The 21,651-nt window shown below is 45.3% G+C and carries 19 protein-coding genes; 15 read left to right on the top strand and 4 right to left on the bottom strand.

Annotated elements, in window-relative coordinates; genetic code table 11:
• Positions 1-25: 25 nt before the first annotated feature.
• Positions 26-964, bottom strand: coding sequence for a ribosome biogenesis GTPase YlqF (gene ylqF, locus L4C42_RS12765; protein WP_353499345.1), 939 nt, complete (start codon positions 962-964; stop codon positions 26-28).
• Between the two features lie 272 nt (positions 965-1,236).
• Here ylqF and L4C42_RS12760 point away from each other — a divergent pair, with 272 nt between their 5' ends.
• Genes L4C42_RS12760 through L4C42_RS12750 form a run of 3 tightly spaced genes read left to right on the top strand, consistent with a single transcriptional unit; the run spans position 1,237 to position 5,821 of the window.
• Positions 1,237-3,384 carry a TonB-dependent receptor plug domain-containing protein gene (locus L4C42_RS12760; RefSeq protein WP_353499344.1) on the top strand — a complete coding sequence of 716 codons (2,148 nt, stop codon included), beginning with the start codon at positions 1,237-1,239 and terminating at the stop codon, positions 3,382-3,384.
• Positions 3,381-3,911: a YfiR family protein gene (locus L4C42_RS12755; protein ID WP_353499343.1), complete on the top strand. Its 531-nt coding sequence runs from the start codon at positions 3,381-3,383 to the stop codon at positions 3,909-3,911. Before L4C42_RS12760 ends, L4C42_RS12755 begins: the two co-directional genes overlap by 4 nt.
• A gap of 2 nt (positions 3,912-3,913) precedes the next feature.
• A complete protein-coding gene (locus L4C42_RS12750) occupies positions 3,914-5,821 on the top strand; it encodes a diguanylate cyclase domain-containing protein (RefSeq protein WP_429760737.1) in 1,908 nt (635 codons plus the stop codon).
• Between the two features lie 41 nt (positions 5,822-5,862).
• Here the strand turns inward: L4C42_RS12750 and L4C42_RS12745 are convergent, their stop codons facing one another.
• On the bottom strand, positions 5,863-6,765 hold the full coding sequence (locus L4C42_RS12745; protein ID WP_418642953.1) for a LysR substrate-binding domain-containing protein: 903 nt from the start codon (positions 6,763-6,765) through the stop codon (positions 5,863-5,865).
• 116 nt (positions 6,766-6,881) lie between these two features.
• Here L4C42_RS12745 and L4C42_RS12740 point away from each other — a divergent pair, with 116 nt between their 5' ends.
• The 6 genes from L4C42_RS12740 (at position 6,882) to L4C42_RS12715 (ending at position 12,656) form a co-directional block, all read left to right on the top strand.
• The gene (locus L4C42_RS12740) at positions 6,882-7,838 is read left to right on the top strand and encodes a DMT family transporter (protein ID WP_418642954.1); all 957 of its coding nucleotides are present in this window, start codon (positions 6,882-6,884) and stop codon (positions 7,836-7,838) included.
• Between the two features lie 115 nt (positions 7,839-7,953).
• Entirely contained in the window at positions 7,954-10,098 is a 2,145-nt protein-coding gene (locus L4C42_RS12735) for an LruC domain-containing protein (protein ID WP_429760735.1), read from the top strand.
• A gap of 10 nt (positions 10,099-10,108) precedes the next feature.
• A complete protein-coding gene (locus tag L4C42_RS12730; RefSeq protein ID WP_353499340.1) occupies positions 10,109-10,600 on the top strand; it encodes a hypothetical protein in 492 nt (163 codons plus the stop codon).
• 127 nt (positions 10,601-10,727) lie between these two features.
• Positions 10,728-11,243, top strand: coding sequence for an RNA-binding S4 domain-containing protein (locus tag L4C42_RS12725; RefSeq protein ID WP_353500202.1), 516 nt, complete (start codon positions 10,728-10,730; stop codon positions 11,241-11,243).
• Between the two features lie 108 nt (positions 11,244-11,351).
• Complete coding sequence (locus L4C42_RS12720) at positions 11,352-12,095, top strand: phosphatase (protein ID WP_353499339.1); 744 nt, start codon at positions 11,352-11,354, stop codon at positions 12,093-12,095.
• A gap of 189 nt (positions 12,096-12,284) precedes the next feature.
• Positions 12,285-12,656 (top strand): cytochrome b562, encoded by a 372-nt coding sequence (locus L4C42_RS12715; RefSeq protein WP_353500201.1) that lies wholly within the window; start codon positions 12,285-12,287, stop codon positions 12,654-12,656.
• Positions 12,657-12,737: 81 nt separating this feature from the next.
• On the opposite strand, the gene L4C42_RS12710 is transcribed toward L4C42_RS12715, so the two are convergent.
• Entirely contained in the window at positions 12,738-14,399 is a 1,662-nt protein-coding gene (locus L4C42_RS12710) for an FAD-dependent oxidoreductase (RefSeq protein WP_429760732.1), read from the bottom strand.
• Between the two features lie 207 nt (positions 14,400-14,606).
• Here L4C42_RS12710 and L4C42_RS12705 point away from each other — a divergent pair, with 207 nt between their 5' ends.
• The 6 genes from L4C42_RS12705 to L4C42_RS12680 all read left to right on the top strand — a co-directional run bounded on the left by L4C42_RS12705 (position 14,607) and on the right by L4C42_RS12680 (position 20,552).
• Positions 14,607-14,885: an ArsR/SmtB family transcription factor gene (locus L4C42_RS12705; protein WP_353500200.1), complete on the top strand. Its 279-nt coding sequence runs from the start codon at positions 14,607-14,609 to the stop codon at positions 14,883-14,885.
• Between the two features lie 104 nt (positions 14,886-14,989).
• Positions 14,990-15,406, top strand: a complete 417-nt coding sequence (locus tag L4C42_RS12700; RefSeq protein ID WP_353499337.1) for a YeeE/YedE family protein — start codon at positions 14,990-14,992, stop codon at positions 15,404-15,406.
• A gap of 9 nt (positions 15,407-15,415) precedes the next feature.
• Positions 15,416-15,859, top strand: coding sequence for a DUF6691 family protein (locus L4C42_RS12695; protein ID WP_353499336.1), 444 nt, complete (start codon positions 15,416-15,418; stop codon positions 15,857-15,859).
• A 214-nt stretch (positions 15,860-16,073) separates the two neighbouring features.
• Positions 16,074-17,078, top strand: a complete 1,005-nt coding sequence (locus tag L4C42_RS12690; RefSeq protein WP_353499335.1) for an efflux RND transporter periplasmic adaptor subunit — start codon at positions 16,074-16,076, stop codon at positions 17,076-17,078.
• A gap of 8 nt (positions 17,079-17,086) precedes the next feature.
• Positions 17,087-20,275: an efflux RND transporter permease subunit gene (locus tag L4C42_RS12685; RefSeq protein WP_429760729.1), complete on the top strand. Its 3,189-nt coding sequence runs from the start codon at positions 17,087-17,089 to the stop codon at positions 20,273-20,275.
• Between the two features lie 88 nt (positions 20,276-20,363).
• Complete coding sequence (locus L4C42_RS12680) at positions 20,364-20,552, top strand: YgaP family membrane protein (RefSeq protein WP_353499333.1); 189 nt, start codon at positions 20,364-20,366, stop codon at positions 20,550-20,552.
• Positions 20,553-20,643: 91 nt separating this feature from the next.
• On the opposite strand, the gene L4C42_RS12675 is transcribed toward L4C42_RS12680, so the two are convergent.
• On the bottom strand, positions 20,644-21,450 hold the full coding sequence (locus L4C42_RS12675; protein WP_429760777.1) for an endonuclease/exonuclease/phosphatase family protein: 807 nt from the start codon (positions 21,448-21,450) through the stop codon (positions 20,644-20,646).
• Between the last annotated feature and the right edge of the window lie 201 nt (positions 21,451-21,651).

Genomic DNA, 21,651 nt, shown 5'->3' with positions numbered 1-21,651 from the left:
TCTGAGTATACGTTAGTGTTAAATCCTAACGCTTGTTTTTCAAGTAACGCTTACGGCGTTCTTCTTTTTTCTTCGCTTTCTCTTCAGCTTTACGTGCCGCTTCAAGTTCCACTTCCACCAGCTCTTTGGTGATCATCTCAGGTAGTTCAAGCGTTAGTTGACCCAACGTGCCGTTACGAAGTTCATGAAGCAGAATCTCAGAGGCTTTGTGTAGGTTCACTCGGCCGCCAGATTGCAGTGCGCCGCGTTTGCGGCCAATAAGCTCCATGATTTCAAGATCAGACTCTGGAAGCTCCTCGTCGATTTGGTAGCGCTCTTTTAGACGCTCTGGATAAACCTCTGCAAGGTATTCAACGGTGTGAAACGCAACTTCATCATATTCGATCGCTGTGTCTTTTACAGCGCCCGTGGCTGCCAAACGAAAACCGCTGTGTGGGTTTTCTACTTTTGGCCATAAGATCCCTGGAGTGTCAGACAAAACGATGCCGTTTTGTAGGTTAATTCTCTGTTGGCGGCGGGTTACGGCTGGTTGGTTACCTGTGACGGCAATGGTACGGCCCGCTAATGTGTTGATAATGGTCGATTTTCCAACGTTCGGAATGCCCATGATCATGGTACGAATATTTTTGCCGATCTCTTCGCGATGAGGGGCGAGTTTACGACATAACTCAAGGATTTTATTGACCTCTTGTGGATTAGACGTGGTGATAGCCATAGCTTTAACACCTTGCTCTTTTTCGAGGTGAGCAATCCACAATTCTGTTTTTTCTGGGTCAGCAAGATCGCGTTTGTTAAGAACCTTCACCACAGGTTTATCACCGCGTAGCTCTGAGATCATAGGGTTTTCACTACTAAATGGGATACGAGCATCAAGAACTTCGATAATGACATCTACTTGTGGGATGACTTCTTCGATCTCTTTGCGAGCCTTGTGCATGTGGCCTGGAAACCATTGGATAGACATGTATGAAAACCTTTAACTTTGAAATTTGTGCACATTGTAGGAGCTTGAGGCAGATAGTAAAGCCTATCAAGCATTTAATCGTCTCTCTGGACAGCAATTTTCCTGCATCTTGGAGTCATATTTCCCCTTTAAATAAGCGTAATTTGTCGTGGCGACAAAATAAATTAACTAAAAACCAATGAGTTAGCGTCGATATAATGGCTGGAATCCATATCACCATAAGACGTTTCGTATCTTATGGTGACCAGTGTCGTAGTTTGTAGAGTTGGTAAATGCGTTCGTTTTTCCATAACCATTTGTTTTTATGTAGTTTGATTGCTTCTTCAGCGTGGGCAGATGAAGATCTTATGTCACTACTGGATATGCCATTAGCGTCCCTCGCAGAAACCAAAGTGATGTCCAGTACTCGAAGCACACAAAGCCTAGCCGATACGCCTGCTGCAGTTTATGTCATAACCGCTAAAGAGATAAATCGTTCGGGTGCGCGCTCGGTTGCCGATGCACTTGCCTTAGCTCCAGGTTTGCATGTCGCTAAATTCTCCAACTATGACTGGGGTATTTCTGCCCAAAGCTCGAATCAAGCGCTAACTAATAGTTTGCTGGTCATGGTCGATGGCAGAAGCGTGCTCAATGCCATGTTCTCAGGTGTCGATTGGGATCTTATTCCTGTCAGTATGGACAATATTGCTCAAATTGAAGTGCTTCTTGGCCCAGTAGGAACCATCTGGGGCGGCAATGCGGTCAATGGTGTTATCAATATTATCACTCTGGATGCTGAAAACGCTCCCAAAGGAAAAGTATCTGCCAGCCTTGGTAATTATGGTTACAAAGAGGTAAAACTGCATCACGGCGGTCAAATCGGTGATTCATCGCATGTTAGTGGCTATGCTGAATACTTGGAGCATAAACCATGGGCGAGCACCGAAGACAAGGTGCAATCCCAGCAGCATTATAACGTCGTGACTGGTCGGTTTGGTGCTCGTATTGATTATCAGTTCTTAAATCATACGCTCAATGTACAAGCTGGTGGTATTCGATCTGAGGAAGACTATTTATGGGCTAACTACAATCCTCATTTGTTTTTCCCACAGCGCCCAGCACATGAATATTACGAACAAAAAATGATCGCACAGGAGTGGTTTGCAGGGGGCTCGCATATATATGAGAGAGCCAACAATGACCGCATAGAAAGCGACCTTTGGTTAACGTACAGCGACAACGATGGTCCAGATAGAAACGCCCATTTTGTGCGCTTTGATTTGGACAGCCGCTATTTGTTCGATGATCTGTGGGGCACACAGTTGATGATTGGTGGGAACGTTCGTTTGATTCAAGAACGTTTCCATCAGTACTCTAGATATGATCAAGTTACTGCCCCATATCTGCGTTCTGCAGACAAACCGAGTTATCTAAATCAGAGCTATGGTATTTATGCTAACTGGACCATTCCAGTGACGGATGCTGTCACGCTAATGCTGGGGAATCGTTGGCAATACCACAACATAACGGATGATACCTATGCCCAGCCTCAAGTCCGTTTGAATTATAGACTGGCTGATACTCAGACACTTTGGGCAGGTTGGGGTTCTGCTGTGGTGACGCCGTCAGGTTTGGAGCGTTCAACCACATTCCGTCAAAACGGTTATGTTGAAAACGCACTCTTCAGTGACGGCAATCGTTACGATTACTACTATAGCTACCTCTACAAAGGCAATAACCAGCTTAAAGTAGAAACGGTCGACACCATAGAAGCGGGATACCGCTTTTGGCATGGTGAAAAGCTGCAGTTGAACCTGAATGGCTTTTATAGTATTCACGAGAATATTCGCGCATACGCAGGTACTGGTGCACAGCAGTGGGTAATCCCTGGTGGCGCATCTGAAGGAAGCGTGGGAACTGTCTTCGAGCAGTACACATCAGAATACGTCGATCCGCTCTGGACGCGAACCTATGGTGGTGAGGTGTCAGCAAAATGGCAACCTATTTCAAATCTCCAGCTTAATGCAAACTATAGCTACAAAAAGATCCTCGGCTACTGCAGCGGAAACATCTGTGAGGCGAACTCTGCAGTAGCAAAGGCATTAGAAAATCAGCCCAATCATTTTATCAACGCTCAAGCTATTTGGGATATCTCCCCTCAGTGGTGGGTGAGTAGTGCTTTGCAATACGTGTCGGCCACTGACGTGCCGAGCAATGTCGGAACGATTGAACAAAATGGTTGGCCGCATGTAGTGAATCTTGATCTAGCGCTTAGCTGGCAACATTCTCGTCAATGGCCTCGCTTCACCGCCACGGTTGAAAACCTGGGTGCTTATGAAAACTATGAATATCCTCAAGCCTATGGTCCTTTCCAAAACGATACCCAATATTGGTTGCAGGTTGAATGGCGCTACTGGGATCCTCAAAGTGAGCATCGATGATGAAAGGCAGGTTTAGTTGGCGCCTTCTAGTGATTACTGTGGTATGGCTGAGCTGGGCGCCAAGCCGTGCATGGGCCGCGGTGAGCGACGACCAGCTTAAAGCTGTGTATCTATACCGCTTTCCTATGCTTGCGGATTGGCCAAGGGAAGCGTCAGACAAAGTCACGCAATACTGCATTACTCGAAAATCTTCGATAGGTGATTACTTGTCAGAAATTATCGCAAGTAAATCATCATCTGCTCGTTTCATCGACCTGTCGCAAAGTGATAAGACAGAGTCAACGATTTGCCATATTTTGTATGTTGATGGGCAAGATCGTGCACACGTTGTTGAGTTAGCAAAGCGATACCCGCACGCCTTGACAATAGGTACTGGAGTCCAGTTTGTGTCACTAGGAGGTATGTTGGCGTTTATTAAAGTAAATAATCGAATTAAACCATTGATCTCGCGAAATAACATAGAGAAATCGGGTGTTCGACTTCGCGCTCAACTATTAGCGATTTCGGAACTGGCAGAGGAAAAATAATAATGTTAGCTCGGATTGCTTCGCTGCCGTTGCGATACAAAATGATATTGCCTACTTGGCTTATTTCCACGTTTTTAGTGTTTATTGTCGGTGTCGGCACGATCTTGATTTTGACTCATTACCAAAAGAAAGCACTAGATACACGGGTGACGATACTGACTCAGGGCGTTGCGAACACATTGCAAGCGGCAATGATGTTCGACGACAGCTTATCTGCTGAACAGCAACTGTCGAACCTTTCGTTTGACCCAGACATTTTAGCTGCGGTCGTTGATGATGCAGAGGTAGCAGAGCTCGCCAAAATTTTACGGCTCCCTGCTGGTTGTCGTTGGCAGTTTGAAACAGTGCTTTGTGACGATATCGCAATTGAAAGCCAAACTCAGCGAATACGTCTTGGAGAGGAAAATCTTGGCGAGTTACGTGTTTGGGTATCACACGAAAGGTTGATGCTAGAGCAACGCCAAATGTGGATTGCTCTATTTTCAACGTCTTTGCTTCTCTCCTTGTTCGCATGGCGTTTCGCGAAAGTGATGCACTCTCTAATTGTCATGCCACTAAACTCATTGCATCAATCGATGCAACAGGTGATTGAAGAGGGAATACGTCAACGCGAGTTACCAGTATGTCAAAATGATGAGCTTGGAAAACTTACCCAATGTTTCAATGTGATGGTGGCAAGCCTAGTTGAGCGAGAGCTCCAACTAAGCAAAGCGTTGGAGCAGCTAGAAGGCAAAAACCGATACATTATTCGCGCATTAGACGTTATGGAAAAGGGTATCTTGGTGGTGTCGCCGAGCCTTGATGTCATCTATAGCAATCCGTTTGCTGACAACCAGATCCAGGATCTGCAAATGAGCAGGAATGCGAGAACATTGCTAGAAAGTCGATTTAACCCAAGAGTTGGTATCGACAACATAGTGAGTGCGATTACCAATCAGAATATTGTTGAGTCGGTAGAGCTTCATCAGCATCATTCTGATCGCCGATATATGGTAAGTTGCCATCCATTAGAGTCTGAAGCGCATGCACTAGTGCAATTTGAGGACTTTACTGATCGCTATATTAGTGAGCAGCGCAGATCACTCATTGAATTGGTGTTTGAACAAAATATGGATGCCATGCTGGTGTTGGATCGCCATGGTAGGGTGTCAATGATGAACTCTGCCGCCGGAAATTGGTTCGGATCAATCCAGTCCTTTACTGAGATTGAGTTGCAAAGTAAAGATCGCTTTTCACGTCGAGATATGAAACGGTTGTTAATTAAAGAGCGGGTTGAAAACCATATCGATATTGACCTACTTACTGGAAGGCGAATACCTTGTCATGTACAAGTACGTGTACTTAAGTCTCAAAAAGGTAGGGTAGAAGCGATCTTAGTGACACTACGAGATCTCACTCATGAGCAAGAACTTCAGCGATTACACTACCAAGTGAGTCATGATGTGTTAACGGGACTAAGTAATCGAACAGCCGCTCTTCAGATACTAAAAGATAAGCATATGACTCACCGTGACCAATGGGTACTGTTTATCGACCTTGATGGATTCAAAGCAATCAACGATAAATATGGACATGCGACAGGAGATGAGTTGTTACGGATTGTCGCCAACAGACTCAAGGAAGGTGCGCCTGCCTACTCATTAGTCTCACGCTTGTCTGGCGATGAGTTCTTAATTGGCCTAGAAGAAGACGGTAAACTAGATATACACCTTGAACGATTGCTCTATCTTTTGAAAACGCCCATTGTTATCGATGGCCAACATTGTCATGTGTCAGCGAGTATCGGTGTCGTGTCGTGGAAGAAAGAGTCTAAGACACCACTGACGCTAGTCGTTACGGCAGCAGATCAAGCCATGTATCAGGCCAAGAGAGCAGGGAAAAATCAATACTACCTAGCTCAAGAAGTATAACGATAGTGTGATGCGGCAATAGGGCGTTTAAAAGCTACGTCTTATTGCTTGCTGGTGGCGAACTCTGATTTAAGCCATCCTCTCAGTGCTAATGTACTCTCTAGCTTAAGCTTTTCGGGTGGGCAGGCGAAGTAGTATTCTTGGTGTGGATTGACGACCGCTTTCCCCACCTCTACCAATAACTGATTGTCCACTTCATCTTTGATAAACAGTCGATGTGTCACTAATAGACCTAAGCTACGAATGGCGGCGTGGATCGCTTGAACTGATGCATTGAACGTGAGTGAACGTGGCGAGCTTGGAATCGAAAGCGCATGGGCTTGGCTCCAAACCTCCCAGTCGTGTTTACGCCGATCATTGGTTACCCAGATGATTGGGTTATTGCTGACAAGTGTTGTTAAATCATCTGAAGGTAGCGTCTCTAAAAGGCTAGGGCTGCAGACCATAACTAACTCGTCATCACCTAGCTTTTCACAGTAATACTGTTGCCAATCATCAATTTTGCCATGGACGATCGCGACATCCACACCTTCTCGTTCTAGGTCGAACGGCCCTATTAGATTAGAAATTCTGGCATCAAGGTTTGGAATTGCTTGCTGTAGTTTTTCGACGCGAGGGATCCACCAATGGAGCGCGAGGGAGTTTACCATGTTAATGGTTAAACGCTCATCGTGCTTGCGCTTTAGCAAGGTTTCACTCGCTCGTACTATTTTTTCTAGTGCAGGCGCGACTTCTCGATAGTACGCTTTTCCCTCACGAGTGAGTGATACGGTGCGTCCTAGTCGGTGAAACAGCTTAGTATCTAGCTGGGTCTCTAAGCTTTTGATGGCTTGACTGACAGCGGAATGACTAACAAAAAGTTGTTCAGCCGCCATCGTCATACTTCCTAATTCAGCGACAGCGACAAACGAATAAAGTGATTTTAACGCGACATGTTGCTTCATCATTCGATCCATTTATGTAAGTTTCACTTACAGCATAGTTAACAAAAACTCGCTATTTTTCAATGACGCCCCTCACTACAATACCAATAAACTAGAAAACAGCAGTAGGGGATAACGTGCGAGTCAGTCAAAACACTAAAGCTATTATGTATATGCTATTTTCAACACTTAGCTTAGCGGTAACAGGGCTCGTGACTCAATACTTAGCCACTCAGTTTGCTGCTGTTGAAATAACGCTGTTGCGGTTTTGGATGCCTGCGATTGTATTGTTTGCTTTTCTTACAGTCCGTGGTCTTCGTATTCCGCCGACATCAATGCACCGTGTATTGATGATTCGATCTTTATGTATCGCCGCCTGTCAGTTTTGCTTTATCTATGCGTTAGGGAAACTGTCTTTGTTAGAAAGTGTGGTGTTGTTCGGAACCGGCCCGCTGTTCATAGCACTGTTCGAAAAGTTTCTTTTCCGAATTCCACTTTCGATACAGACCATTGCGGCTCTAATTATTACCTTTTTGGGCGTGATCTTTCTTGCCGGGGATACCGAAGGCTTTACTTTAAAAACAGAGCTCATCATAGGGTTGATGGCAGGTGTGTTTAATGCAGGATCGCAGCTCAGCCTACATAGGGCATCCAAAGGTGAGTTGTCGGGCGTTGAGAACAACGCTTGGACGTTTTTACTTGCAGGGATGTTATTAACCCCAGTTGGTATTTTCTATTACTCGTCGCTAGGGATGTCGGCAGAACTGGTTACGGTGGCTTTTAAATGGCTAGGTGTCGAAACGATGATGGTTATTTTGCTACTTACTGTTATGATCATTAACACACAAGTTTGTCGCTACCAAGCCTACAAATCGGCTGAAACCAATACTCAGGTCGCGCCACTTATTTACACCAACTTGATCTTTACTGCCATTTTCCAATTTGCTCTTTTTGACACCTCATTTTCAACTATGCAGATGTTTGGTATTGGAATGATTGTGTTTGGTGGTCTAGTGCCAGTTTTAAAGTCTGCGTTTCGGTGGATAAATCACACCATGAAAGTACCACATTCTTCATCGAGCAGTTCAAATTGATTCTCATATTAAAAATATGTATCAGCTGTAGTGTAACTTTCTGATATTAAACAATTTAAGTTTTGGCACGTGTTTTGTATCTCTAGAGTTAAGCCATCAGCATAGGGAATAACTCATGGTACTCGCAAACAAAGTCAAAACACTCACAGGGATCGGAGGCAGTCTTGCTGCAACGTTGCTGGCGACAAGCGTCCAAGCAGCACCTTTTGATACCTGTCCGAGTAAAGCTTATCTTTTTCAATCGACTCCGGTTCAAGTTTACGGCGTTAACCTAGTTACCGGCCAATCGAGCCTACTGCAAGGAGATACCGGTTTAAATGCAAACATCAATGGTGTGGGCTTTGATTTTGATGGGCGTTACATCTACGGCTACGACACCACAAACAAACGTTTGGTGCGACTTGGCGGTGATTTTCAGGCTGAAATACTGAACACCTCTGGCCTACCTACGGATCATACCTTTTTTGTCGGCGATGTTTATGAAAGTGTTTACTACCTATATCGTAAGAACAAAGGGTTGTTTAAGGTGGATCTTACACCGTTAAACAGTGATCCGAGCGCAGTACTGAGCGTCGAGCGAGTCACAACACGAGGCGTTGTCAATCTAACGGATTTCGCTTTTCATCCAAGTGATGGCAAGCTTTATGGTATCGATAACGGTTCAGGCGGGCTTTACTCTTTTAACGTTGAAACCGGACAGGAGACGTACATTGGTGATACTGGAGTGACAGGGACTTTTGGAGCTGGCTATTTTGACGTCAATGGCTACTACTATGTATCACGTAATTCCGATGGCCACATTTTTCGAATCGACTTGTCGCCAGATAACGCGTCTGACATTGGAAACGGCAACGTGACGGCACAATTGTTTGCTTTTGGGCCGAATTCAAACCAAAACGATGGTGCTCGCTGTGCCAACGCCCCAATCATTGATGAAGACTCACAGGTTGATTTTGGTGATGCACCAACGACCTACCAAACCAAATTGGCAGACAATGGACCAAGGCACGGACGTGATGGGGTAACTTGGCTTGGTGATTCAGAGCCGGATGGAGAGCAAGATGGTCGCGTAAATAATTTAGCGGATGATGATACGGGTTTGGATGATGAAGATGGTGTGGGTTTTGTCACCGCTATTGAACCAGGTCTCGATAGCATTATCGCGGTCAATGCCTCCACTACAGGCTACCTATCAGCATGGTTTGATTGGAACCAAGATGGTGACTTTGCGGATGAGGGAGAGCAGGTATTTGCAGATAGGCAGCTACAAGCGGGAAACAACAACTTAGTGTTTACCGTCGATGCAGCGGCTTATATTGGTACGACCTGGAGTCGTTTCCGTTTTAGTCAGCAGGAAGGGTTAGGATACGCTGGCGGCGCGCTATCGGGTGAGGTGGAAGACCATCCATTAACCGTAACGGGTGACGGCTTGTCAGTACGCTACTATCCTAACGCAACAGATTATGTGACCGTTGCTTTTGAGGATAACTGGCCTTATACCGCGGACTACGACATGAATGATGTGGTTGTCAGTTACCGAATTACAGAAATCCTTCGTGATGGCAATGTCGTCAAATCTAAAATCGACGGTTACCTAGGAGCGGTAGGAGCGTCATATCACAATGGATTCGCGCTTCGTCTTAAAGGACTTAACCGAAGTGACATTGATACTGATACAACGCGCTTAATCAAAAATGACGTTCAGTCTGAGACCAGCGGTCTAGAACAGATATCGAACGAAGCCATTTTCGTGATTAGTGAAGATACGACAGTGTACAAACTCGATGGTTGTGACTTCCACCGTACATTGATGTCATGTGGCGCAGAAGATGTACAGCTCAACTTTACGCTTCATGTAAACATTAAAGACGGTACTAATACCTCTTCGATGATGTCTATGCCATATGACCCATTTATCTTTGCAACTCCAGATTACTACCATGGGGCAGGGTACTTCCAGCCAGGAAGAAAATGGGAAGTTCACTTGCCAAACTACGAACCAACTGAGCAATTCGACGCTGATTTATTCGCAGGTCTTGGACGAGATGTCAGTAATGCTTCTACCAACACCTATTTCAAAACAGCCGAAAACTTGCCTTGGGCAATTATGGTTAACGACGAGTGGTTATGGCCAACGGAAACCACGGATCTATTAGCGGCATATCCACAGTATGCAACGTACGCGGAATCGAGCGGTGAGCAAGCGGAAAACTGGTTTGAATCGCAATTCGCAACCCCTGACAAATGCTACATCCCATAGGAGAAATATCATGAAAGCACTTACAGTAACCTCAATAATTTCTCTTGGGCTGTTAGTCGGCTGTGGAGGCGGCGGTGGCGGTAGCGACTCAGGTGGCAGTGTATCGACACCACCGGCGACGGCACCAGACCCTGCACCGGCTCCAGTACCAGCGCCAACGCCAGTAGTAGTCACAGAAAGAACGATGGAAGATTTGTCGATCCCTGATGATTTTGACTACCAACCCATAGAAGCGTACTCATTGATAGTCGACGCCACTAACGATGTAAATGGCAGAGCGTTTGTTTCGATCTATACAGAGTTTGTTGAAAAGTCATCCGGCGAGTTAGAACCTAACTACGAGAGTAAAGTAGCGTCGCAAGCACTGCGAAACGGTAAAGCGGAGCTTAACTTTAATGCTGCAGAACACGTAGGGGCATTTTTAGTAGAGATATGGACTTATGATGGCAATGATCCAGTGAAAAAACTGGTGAACGCCTCAAGTGAGAACTTAACTTGGTAAAAAGCGTACTAGATAGATACGTAACGTATCGGTAAAAGACAAAAAGCCTCGCTATTGCGAGGCTTTTTAATAGCTTGTCGATAGCCAAGACAGTACAATGCAAAAAAAGCCACAAGCGATAAAGACAATGAATCAAGAATACCTAAACGAGCCCGAAGAATTTGACGATCAAGAAGGCGAAGAGATCGAAATTGAAGCCATCGGAATCGAAGTCTCAAGCCATCCTATTGAGCTATATAAACTGTTTAAAGTTGCTAATTTAGTGGGTGGTGGCGGTGAAGCGAAACACTTTATTGCTGAAGGTTATGTTGCTGTAAATGGTGAACTGGAAACGCGCAAGCGCCGCAAAATGTACGATGGTGACTTCTTTGAATTTAACCAAGAGTACTACGTTGTTGTTTGTGACCAGCCAGCTAGCGAGCCAGAAGAGGTTAAGGTAGAGAGAAAACCTGAGCCAAAAGCTGCGCAATCGAAACAAAACAAGCCGCAAAAAGACAAACAAAACAACAAAAAGACGAAGTCCAACAAGCCTGGTCAATCGTCAGAAAAAACCAATAAGTCGAACAAATCAAACTCAAGCAAATCGAATCAAAAGGGTAGTAAAGATCCTAATAGCGGACGCGGCTCCATCGATTTCTTCTAGTTACGCATTGTTGTCAATAGTAGCGTTGAGTTTAAAAGGATCTAGAACAAAACTGCAATATCAATGACCGATACTTAATCAAAGTATCGGTTTATCGAGGAGAGAAGAATGAAGTTTGTGGTTGATACGCACACGCATACCTACGCCAGCGGTCATGCATACAGCACCATTACCGAGAATGCTCAGGCAGCAAAGGCCAATGGATTGGAAATTCTATGTACCACGGATCACGCAGAGTCCATGCCAGGCGCTCCGCACTTTTGGTTTTTCTCAAACCAACGAGTGATTCCTAGGTTTCTTTCTGGTGTCGCTATCATTCGCGGGATTGAAGCCAACATTCTGAATACTCAGGGTGAGATTGACGTTAATCCGACATCATACAAGGCGCTCGACTGGATTATTGGCAGTTTTCATGAACCCGTGTTTCAACCGGCTAGCAAAGAAGAACACACCGAAGCGCTCATTAACGTGATTAAAAGCGGTAACATCGATGCCTTAGGTCATTTAGGTAACCCAAACTTTGATTTTGACTTTGCTGCCGTTGCAAAGTGTGCCGCGGAGCATCATGTTGCTATTGAAATTAATAACTCAACACTGAAAGGGCATAGCCGAGTCGGGAGTGTTGACCGCTGTTATGAGATTGCCAGAGCGGTGAAATCGGCAGGCGGATATATTACGACCGGGAGTGACTCTCATTTTTATGACACAATTGGTGAGTTCGAACTGACTAGCCAATTGCTCACTGAAGTAGAAATGCCTGTTGAGAAAATCATTACAGCATCTGCGCGCCAATTTCTCGATTTCCTAGCTCTTAGAGGTCGAGAGCCTATCGCTGAGTTCAGCGAATTTTAAGTAAATCGGTGTAGCGCAAACGTTACATGTTTTGATGCAATTTTTTGTCCCGTTGTTGCAGGAACTTCGAGTACAATGGCTAAGACCTCAGGAAGCTGGGGTCTTTTGCTCTCAAAAGGATATAGAATGACAACGACAGCGCTTATAAAAACGAAAACGTTCGCTAAACCAGTTCAACTTCTCAGTCTGATGACCCTCTGCATTGCTATCTCTACGTCACCAATGGCATCAGGTGGTGTTGACCTTAAAAAGAACATGCAAGCGATGAAACTCGCGTTTAAACAGGCTGCAGAAGCACAGTCTGTGGAAGCGATGCAAACCCCGATTGCTGAACTTGATCAATTGATTGCAGATTCTAAACAAGGCGATTACCCACCAGAAAAAGCAGATCTTTACTTAGAGGGGTTCAAAAAGCTTTCGCTAGCAATTGATAATGTTGATGCGGAGCTTAAAAAGGGCAATCTAGAAGCCGCAAAGCAATCTTTGCGTGAAGTCGATAGTCTCCGTCTTGAATATCATGACAAGCGCAATCCGAGTATTTGGAAGAAGCTGTTTGGTTAATTGAGTGAGACTGACACAAACTTAAAAGGAGCACCGAGGTGCTCCTTTTTTACGTCTAGTTAAGTAATGTTGGACCGACGATTAAGCTTGCGCAAACTTGTAGGTGCGGTAGCCACCAATCAAGTTTCGAGCTTTGAAACCATTGTTGACAAGCTGACGATACGCAACGTTGCCACGAAGTCCTACTTGACAGTAGATCACGATCTCTTTGTCTTTTGGTAGCTCATTCATGCGTCCACGTAGTTGGTCAACAGGGATGTTAATAGCACCTTCAATAAACCCAACGTTTTCCAGTTCGCCTGGGTTGCGAACGTCCAACAGGAACTGATCTTCCGTTAGGTTATCAATCTCATTGAAATGGATTGGCGTTGCATCACCTTTAAGGATGTTATTCGCCACAAACGCAGCCTGGTTAATGACATCTTTAGCACTTCCGTATGGAGGCGCATAGGTAAGTTCCAGGTGTTGAAGCTGCTCAACCGTCATGCCTGCGCGCTGCGCGACTGCCAGTACGTCAATACGCTTATCTACACCGTCTTTACCCGCGGCTTGCGCCCCTAAGATTTTGCCGGTTTCAGGGCTAAACAACATTTTTAGAGATACAATCTCTGCGCCAGGATAGTAGCCGGCGTGACTAGCTGTGTGCACGTAGACCTTTTCGTAAGCGATACCTTCACGTTTCAGTACCTTCTCGTTCTTACCTACTGAAGCTACTGCGAGATCGAAGATCTTAACGATCGACGTACCTTGAGTGCCTTGATAGGTTTCAGAACGGCCAAGCATGTTGTCCGCAGCCATGCGGCCTTGACGGTTGGCAGGTCCCGCTAGTGGAACAAACCCTGATTTGCCCGTGACAAAATCTGTATCTTCAATAGCATCGCCTACAGCAAAGATAGCAGGGTCACTGGTTTGCATGCTGCTATCAGTGTAGATGCCGCCAAGTTCACCTAACTGTAAGCCCGCCTCTTGTGCTAGCTTCGTTTCTGGGCGAACGCCGATCGACATGATGAGCAGCTCAGTACTCAATGTGTCGCCATTATTGAGGGTAAGCGCAAGCTTGCCAGTATTGTCTTCTTCCGGAATAAACTCAACTGACTCCAGAGCAACGCCCAAACGGAGGTCAATACCGCGCTGTTTGATCTCTGCATGTGCAAAACCCGCCATTTCTTTGTCTACTGGCGTCATAACTTGATCGGCCATTTCGATAAGAGTGGTTTCAATACCAAGCTGGTGGAACGCCTCCATCATTTCTAAACCGATAAATCCTCCGCCCACAACCGTTGCGTGCTTTGGTTTGTTGGTTTGGATGGTTTGAATGATGCGATCCATATCTGGGATATTGCGCAGCGAGTAGGTTAGAGGGTTATCAATACCGGCGATCGCTGGAATGAATGGCGCAGCACCTGGGCTTAGTAGCAAAAAGTCATAAGACTCATTGTATTCGCTGGCATCAATTAGGTTTTTAATGGTGACAGTCTTGTCGGCACGGTTGATTGATACGACTTCATTCATCACGCGCACATCAACATTAAAACGCGCTAGAAAGCTCTCTGGAGTTTGCAAAAGTAGCTTAGAGCGGTCTTTAATATCACCACCAATGTGGTAAGGAAGACCACAGTTCGCGAACGACACAAAAGGACCGCGCTCTAACATGATAATTTCAGCGTCTTCGCTTAAACGTCGCGCACGAGCAGCAGCAGAAGCACCACCAGCAACACCACCTACAATTACGATCTTAGTCATACCTTACCTCATTACTTGTCTTGGATGCTTATCCAAAATGCATGTTAATCGTGAATGAGAGCCACTATAACGACTAAAATTAGCTTTGTCTAATGTATTTTAATCTAAATATAGAAATACTAATTAAGCATTGACTAAATAAATGAGTGTGTAGATAATGACGACATCATATCAACACACAGAGGTAACAAAGTGGACTTACTGCAAATGAAAGAACGCGCAGTGGACGTAGCGGAAGTACTCAAGACGCTCGCTCATCCAGATCGCTTGTTTGTGTTGTGCCAATTAGTTGAAGGTGAACAGGGAGCTGGGCAACTACAAGCCAATTCGAATTTAAGCCAATCTGCATTCTCACAGCATTTATCGGTGTTAAAGAAGGCCGATTTGGTGACATCTCGCAAAGAATCGCAACACGTTTATTATGCGCTTAAAGATGAACGTGTGGTGGGACTGATTCAGCAGCTTCATAATCTTTACTGCCACTAAGCCTCGTACTTAATTTTCTATCTGTAGCTGGTTTAACTTGCAAAATTTTTCGGATGAATTTTGCAACTTAAATCAATTTTAAGTTTGAAATTCAAGAGGTAAGTATGGAGTTTACATTTCCTTGGGCATCTTTGCTCGGCGGCATGCTTTTAGGCGTATCGGCCACGTTATTGCTGTTGTTCAATGGCAAAATTGCGGGTATCAGCGGTATTGTTGGTCGTATCTATAAAGGCCGTAAGGGTGATACAAGCTGGCGTATATTGTTCGTACTTGGAATGATTTTAGGTGGCGTTGTTTCAGCTAAAGCGCTAAACATAGCACCAGTGGCTATGGTGGTTTCTACCCCGCTAGTACTGGTGGCAGGCTTACTTGTCGGTATTGGCACTAAGCTTGGTAACGGTTGTACCAGTGGTCATGGTATTTGTGGTATGGGGCGTCTCTCTAAACGTTCAATCGCTGCGACTATGACTTTCATGGCGGTCGCGATGGCAACCACTACCATTATGCTGCACGTATTATAGGAGATGACCATGTTTCGATTGATTGCATTGATTAGTGGTTTTTTGTTTGGCGCGGGTATGATTGTTTCTGGCATGAGCGATCCTGCCAATGTGATGGCATTTCTAGATATTTTCGGACAATGGTCGCCAGACCTAGCTTTTGTTATGGGTGGAGCGCTATTGGTGTTTGCGCCTAGCTATTGGCTTGTTATTCGTCGTAAAGCTGAGCCAGTTTGTACTGATCAGTTTTGCCTGTCTGAGAACAAAAAACTTGATGTTCAACTACTAAGCGGGTCAGCGCTATTTGGGTTGGGTTGGGGCATAGCAGGTATTTGTCCTGGCCCCGCCATTTCCTCTATCGCTAATGGCAATCTGGGGATTGTTGGTTTTGTTTTTGCCATGTTGGTAGGAATGTTCATTGGTGATGTATTGTTAGGTAAGAACAAGCAAGTCAATATGGCCAAACAGTCATAGCCTTTCATTAGGCGTCTAGTTAACTTTCTGATATTAAGATTAGAATTTGAAAGCTCGGTTGAAAAACCGGGCTTTTTTATTGCCTATAATTCAACCAGTCACATAAGAAGTCATCATCAGTACTTTAATTTAGCAAAATCTAAACAAAAGAATTAGACATTGCTAATGAATGTGTTTATATTAGATTTAACTAATTAATGATAATGAGGTAAATATGAAAGTCAGCTTTCTAAAGTGGGCAGTGATTGCTAGCGCAGTATTCAGCGCAACAGCAAGCGCTTATGACACCACCATTATTGAAGTAAACAACATTGATTCCGTTGTTGAGTTAGACGCAACAGTAGAAGCCGTGAATCGCGGTACGCTCTCGGCACAAACATCCGGAAGAATAGTGGCGGTGAATGCTGATGTGAATGACATCGTCAATCAAGGCGATGTGTTACTGGAAATCAGCGCAGAGCAACAATCTGCGTCACTGGATGCGGCGTTGGCTCAGCTTAACAGCGCCAATGCGCAAAACATCAAAGCAACGGCTCAAGTGAAGCGCTACCGCGACCTGTTTCCCAAGGGCGCAATTTCGCGCGAGCGTTTAGATGCAGCAGAAGCTGAAGCGCGCTCTTCCGTTGCCGAAGTCAAGCAAGCGAAAGCGGCTGTCGCGCAGGCCAAAGAATCATTGGGCTACACCAGCATACGCGCTCCGTATACCGGTGTTGTCACTCAACGTCATGTCGAACTTGGTGAAACCGTCGCACCAGGTAGCCAATTGATGACTGGCTTTTCATTGTCTCCGCTTCGAGTGGTAACAGAAATCCCTCAGCGCTATCGCGAAAAGGTAGAGGATGCCAGTCAGTTTTCTATAACCACTCTAAATGGAGAGATCCTTGAGCCTTATGAGGCGAAACTGTTCAATTACGCTCATGAAAAATCTCGTGCTTTCCGCCTTCGTCTTGAGCTTCTTGAGCAGCCACAAAATTTACTGCCAGGCGAGTGGGTGAAGGTCGCCTTTACTTATGATGATAGACCGTCGATTGAAATTCCAGAATCAGCCGTCATTCGCCGTGGCGAGTTGAGTGTTGTTTATCGTTTGGAAGGTGAAAAAGTCACAATGAATCCTGTGCGTGTTGGTCAATCGCGTAACGGTCAACTTGAAGTACTTAGTGGTCTAGAAGTGGGTGATGAGATCGTCACCGATGTAGTCAGCTTCTTGGCTGAGAAGTAGGGGGCAGTATGAGTCACGATACAGAAAACGATAAGATGGGGATTTCGGGGCGCATCGCGGCCGCATTCCAGTCATCGGCAATGACGCCTTTATTGGCTTTAGTTGCATTGTTGCTCGGTTTGATGGCGATTGCTGTTACGCCCAAAGAAGAAGAGCCGCAAATTGATGTCACTTTTGCTGATGTTTATATTCCGTTTCCAGGTGCCTCACCTAGAGAAGTCGAGAGTTTAGTCACCAATCCGGCTGAGCAAATTATCTCGGAGATCAACGGCATCGACAAAATATACTCGTTCTCTCAACCTGGCGGCGCAATGATTGTTGCGATATTCGAAGTCGGGATTCCAAGAAACGAAGCCGTCGTTAAGATATACAATAAGCTCTATTCCAACAATGATTGGATGCCAGCGAACATGGGCGTCGGACAGCCTATTATCAAGCCTCGTGGTATCGAAGATGTGCCTATTGTAAACGTGACCTTATCACCTAAATCGGACTCGGCAACGCTACAAGAGATCACCAGTGTTGCGCACGGGCTTGAAACCGAGCTAAAGCGCATTCCAGGTACGCGAGATATCTACACGGTTGGTCGTCAGCCAACGATTGTTGATGTTAGGCTCGACCCAGCGAAAATGTCAGGTTACGGCGTCACTATTGATTCGCTTAATCAGATGTTGCCAGATGCTAATTCTGCATCACCTATGCTGAGCTTGACGCAAGACAACCAATCCATACCTCTACAAATCGGCGAGTTCCTTACTAACGTCGATGAAGTGAAACAGTTAGTGGTTGGTTTGCATGATGGTCAGCCTGTTTATTTGGCAGACATTGCCGAGATAAATTTAGGGACAGATACGCCAACGCAAGTTGTTTGGACAAGTGACAAGAGCGACATTAAACCAGCCGTGACTATTGCAATTGCGAAGAAAAGCGGTGAGAACGCAGTAGATGTCGCCAAAGCGGTTGATGAACGCATAGGTCAGTTAGAAAGCACTTTAATTCCGGATACCATCCAAGTAGATGTCACCCGCGACTACGGCCAGACCGCGGCAGATAAAGCCAATACGCTGATTGGTAAACTTGCTTTTGCTACGGGCGCGGTAGTTCTGTTGGTTCTCGTGACCATGGGCGTACGCGAAGCGGTCGTTGTTGGTGTCGCAGTTATTATCACTTTGTTGCTGACGCTGTTTGCGTCATGGGCTTGGGGCTTCACTCTCAATCGTGTCTCTCTGTTCGCGCTTATTTTCTCTATCGGTATTTTGGTCGATGACGCCATTGTGGTGGTGGAAAATATTCACCGTCATATGGTGAAAGGTAAACAGAAACTGGCAGAGCTGATTCCGGGCGCCGTTGATGAGGTAGGTGGTCCTACTATATTGGCGACATTAACCGTTATCGCAGCTTTGTTACCGATGGCCTTTGTATCGGGGTTAATGGGGCCGTATATGAGCCCAATCCCGATCAATGCCTCGATGGGGATGTTGATCTCGCTGATTATCGCGTTTGTGTTAACACCTTGGTTAGCGCGCATTCTGCTTAAAGAGGGCAATGCCCACGAAGAAGCAGTCAGCAGTAAACAATCGGTTTTCTTTAAAAAGGTGATGTCACCGTTTGTCGTGAGTCGAGTACAAAAACGCAATCGCATGTTGTTAGGTGTGGGCGTATTGGTGGCGATTGCCGTGTCAATGTGGCTGCCGGTTCAGCAACTCGTGGTCATGAAAATGCTGCCGTTTGACAATAAATCTGAGTTCCAAGTGATATTGGATATGCCTGAAGGCAACTCACTAGAGCGCACGCAGCGCGTGTTGTTTGAGCTTAGTAATGCTTTGAATGACGTCGAAGAAGTCAGTGACTACCAGATCTATGCAGGTACTGCGGCGCCGATTAACTTTAATGGCTTAGTGCGTCACTACTTCATGCGCCAAGCACCAGAAAAAGGGGATATCCAAGTTAACTTGGTGGATAAGTCAGAGCGTGATCGTTCGAGCCATGAGATCGCTGTCGCAGTGAGACCAAAGCTTGTAGAGATCGCACAGAAATTTGGCGGCAAAGTTAAGGTAGTTGAAGTGCCACCTGGCCCACCAGTTTGGTCGCCAATTCTGGCAGAGGTGTACGGGCCGACTCAGGAAGTTCGTGAACAAGCCGCGTTGAAACTTAGAGAGATTTTCCGTGAGACGGATGACATTGTGGATGTCGATCTCTACTTACCAGAAGCACATCGAAAATGGCAGGTAGTGATTGATCGCAGTAAAGCCTCTCGCTTGGGCGTGGCTTACTCATCGATAGTCGATTCACTCGCGACGGCGGTAGGTGGTAAGCCGGTGAGCTATTTGCATAGTGAGCAGAGCAAATATCCGATCCCAATCCAAATCCAGGCCAAAGAGAGTGCCAAGGTGCGTTTGGATCAGGTGATGAATATGAAGATAAACTCTGCTTCGGGTACGCAGTATATTCTTGCGGATTTGATTAAGGTAAGAGAGCAAGCGATGGATAATTACATCGTTCATAAAAACCTTGTTCCAATGATCATGGTTGTCGGTGATATGACTGGCGATTTAGATAGTCCTCTTTATGGCATGGCCGATATTTCATCGAGCCTAGCGGACAATGGACTGAATGCCGAGCAGTACTTTGTTGACCAACCATCGGGGCTTAAAGGAATCGAGATCTTCTGGGATGGTGAATGGACGATTACTTACGAGACATTTCGCGACATGGGTATTGCCTATGCAGTTGGCATGATACTGATATATCTGTTAGTGGTCGCGCAGTTCAAATCGTACTTAGTGCCACTCATTATCATGGCGCCGATTCCATTGACCATCATTGGGGTTATGCCGGGTCATGCGCTATTGGGAGCTCAGTTCACAGCGACATCGATGATAGGCATGATAGCGCTTGCCGGTATTATCGTTCGAAACTCGATACTGTTGGTTGATTTTATTAATCATCAGTTAAGAGATGGAATGGAATTGGGCGAGGCAGTGATTGAATCGGCTATCGTCCGTGCCAAACCAATTATGCTTACCGCACTGGCTGCGATGATTGGCGCTGTCTTTATCCTAGATGACCCTATCTTCAATGGACTCGCGATCAGTTTGATATTCGGTATCTTCGTATCGACAGTATTGACGCTATTGGTTATCCCAATTTTATATTACGTAGCGCTAAAGCGTGGGATTGTGACAGCAACGGTCTAAAACACTCCCTTCACTAGAAGGCCCCGCTTTGGGTGCGGGGCTTTATTTTTAAATGTTACATTAGATATGGCTTATTAAGGAGTTGATTATGAAAGTGGAAAATGGTATCCGAATTCTAGCAGGAACAATGATTTTGATTTCGCTATTTCTTACCATCTACGTCAGTCACTATTTTGTCTGGTTTACGGTGTTCATCGGTTTCAACCTGATTCAAAGTGGTTTCACAGGTTTTTGCCCACCACGAAGATGGTTGTTAAAGCTTGGTCTAAAGGAATAATCCTATTTAAGCGATGAGGCATCGACAACAATGATTACAAAGTCAGATAATTCTTGTGCTTCTAAGCTTAGCCATCTTTACTGATGTCTGTTTATTTATACAGTATCAATGAAATAGGGCAATGATCGCTCATCTGGTAGTTGAGAACACTTTTGGTCGGCATGACGTCTTGTCTGGCCGGACTGCTGCGTAAGTTGGGACTGACGACAATATGGTCGATTAACGACCGAAACTGATGGGTCTTGTTGGGGGTGCGATTAGAACGTACTTTACATTCGGCTTTGGTTGACTTCGTTGTAAGCCTAGGCACAGTATTGAGGTCTTTGGTGAGTATTGTCCAGAGCCAGTCGCCCGAATAAGCGAGGTTGTGGTTGAAGTCACCAAGTAATACATACGATTCGTCACTAGATTCTAGCTGCTTAAGCCAACTGTTAAGAACTCTGCCTTGTTGCTTGAGTGTCTTGCACGAGTGATGAGATGTGTATTTACCACTGCATCCGGCTTTAAGGTGAACAGAAAGAAGCTTAACCGTAGCCCCATCTTCTAACGTTAATTCAATAGCAGAGGCAAATCGAAGTCGTCCTCCTTTACTTAGGGGAAAGTCAGCGACGTCTTTTACGGTATGTCCATGACGAACGGCAAAGCCTGTATATTGATTTATTCCAGAGAACTGATGCCGCTTATTGTTAGGTAATGACCGGTCTGAGAGGTAGATTTCGTAATCGGATCCCACAACCCGAGAAATGGCCTCTACGCTGTCCACTTCTTGAAAGGCGAGAATATCAGGGCTGAACCCCATGAACTGTGTCTTCAGCGCGGAAAAGTCGTCTTCGGAACGATAACTCGTTGGAAATTTTTTAGATGGAGTTGAAGTTAACCACTCAAGATTCCAAGTCATCAAAGTTAGAGATTCGTCTTTCGCAATACTTAATGTAGGAAAAAGAGATATTCCAACAAATAAGGTTGTAACTAAGTATTTATAACTGTTTGTTCTTATCATTGTCCTTGCCATTTATAAAACTTCTTTCAGGCAATGTGCCGTAAGCCTTGGCAGAAATGCAACTGTTTTTGACCAAAAATTCGTGTCTTATTTTGAAAT

Origin of the sequence: Vibrio wakamikoensis (assembly GCF_050337275.1) — a bacterium.
Lineage (GTDB): Bacteria > Pseudomonadota > Gammaproteobacteria > Enterobacterales > Vibrionaceae > Vibrio > Vibrio chaetopteri.
The sequence above is the reverse complement of the archived record's forward strand: the minus strand, read 5'-3'. Positions and strand labels throughout refer to the sequence as shown.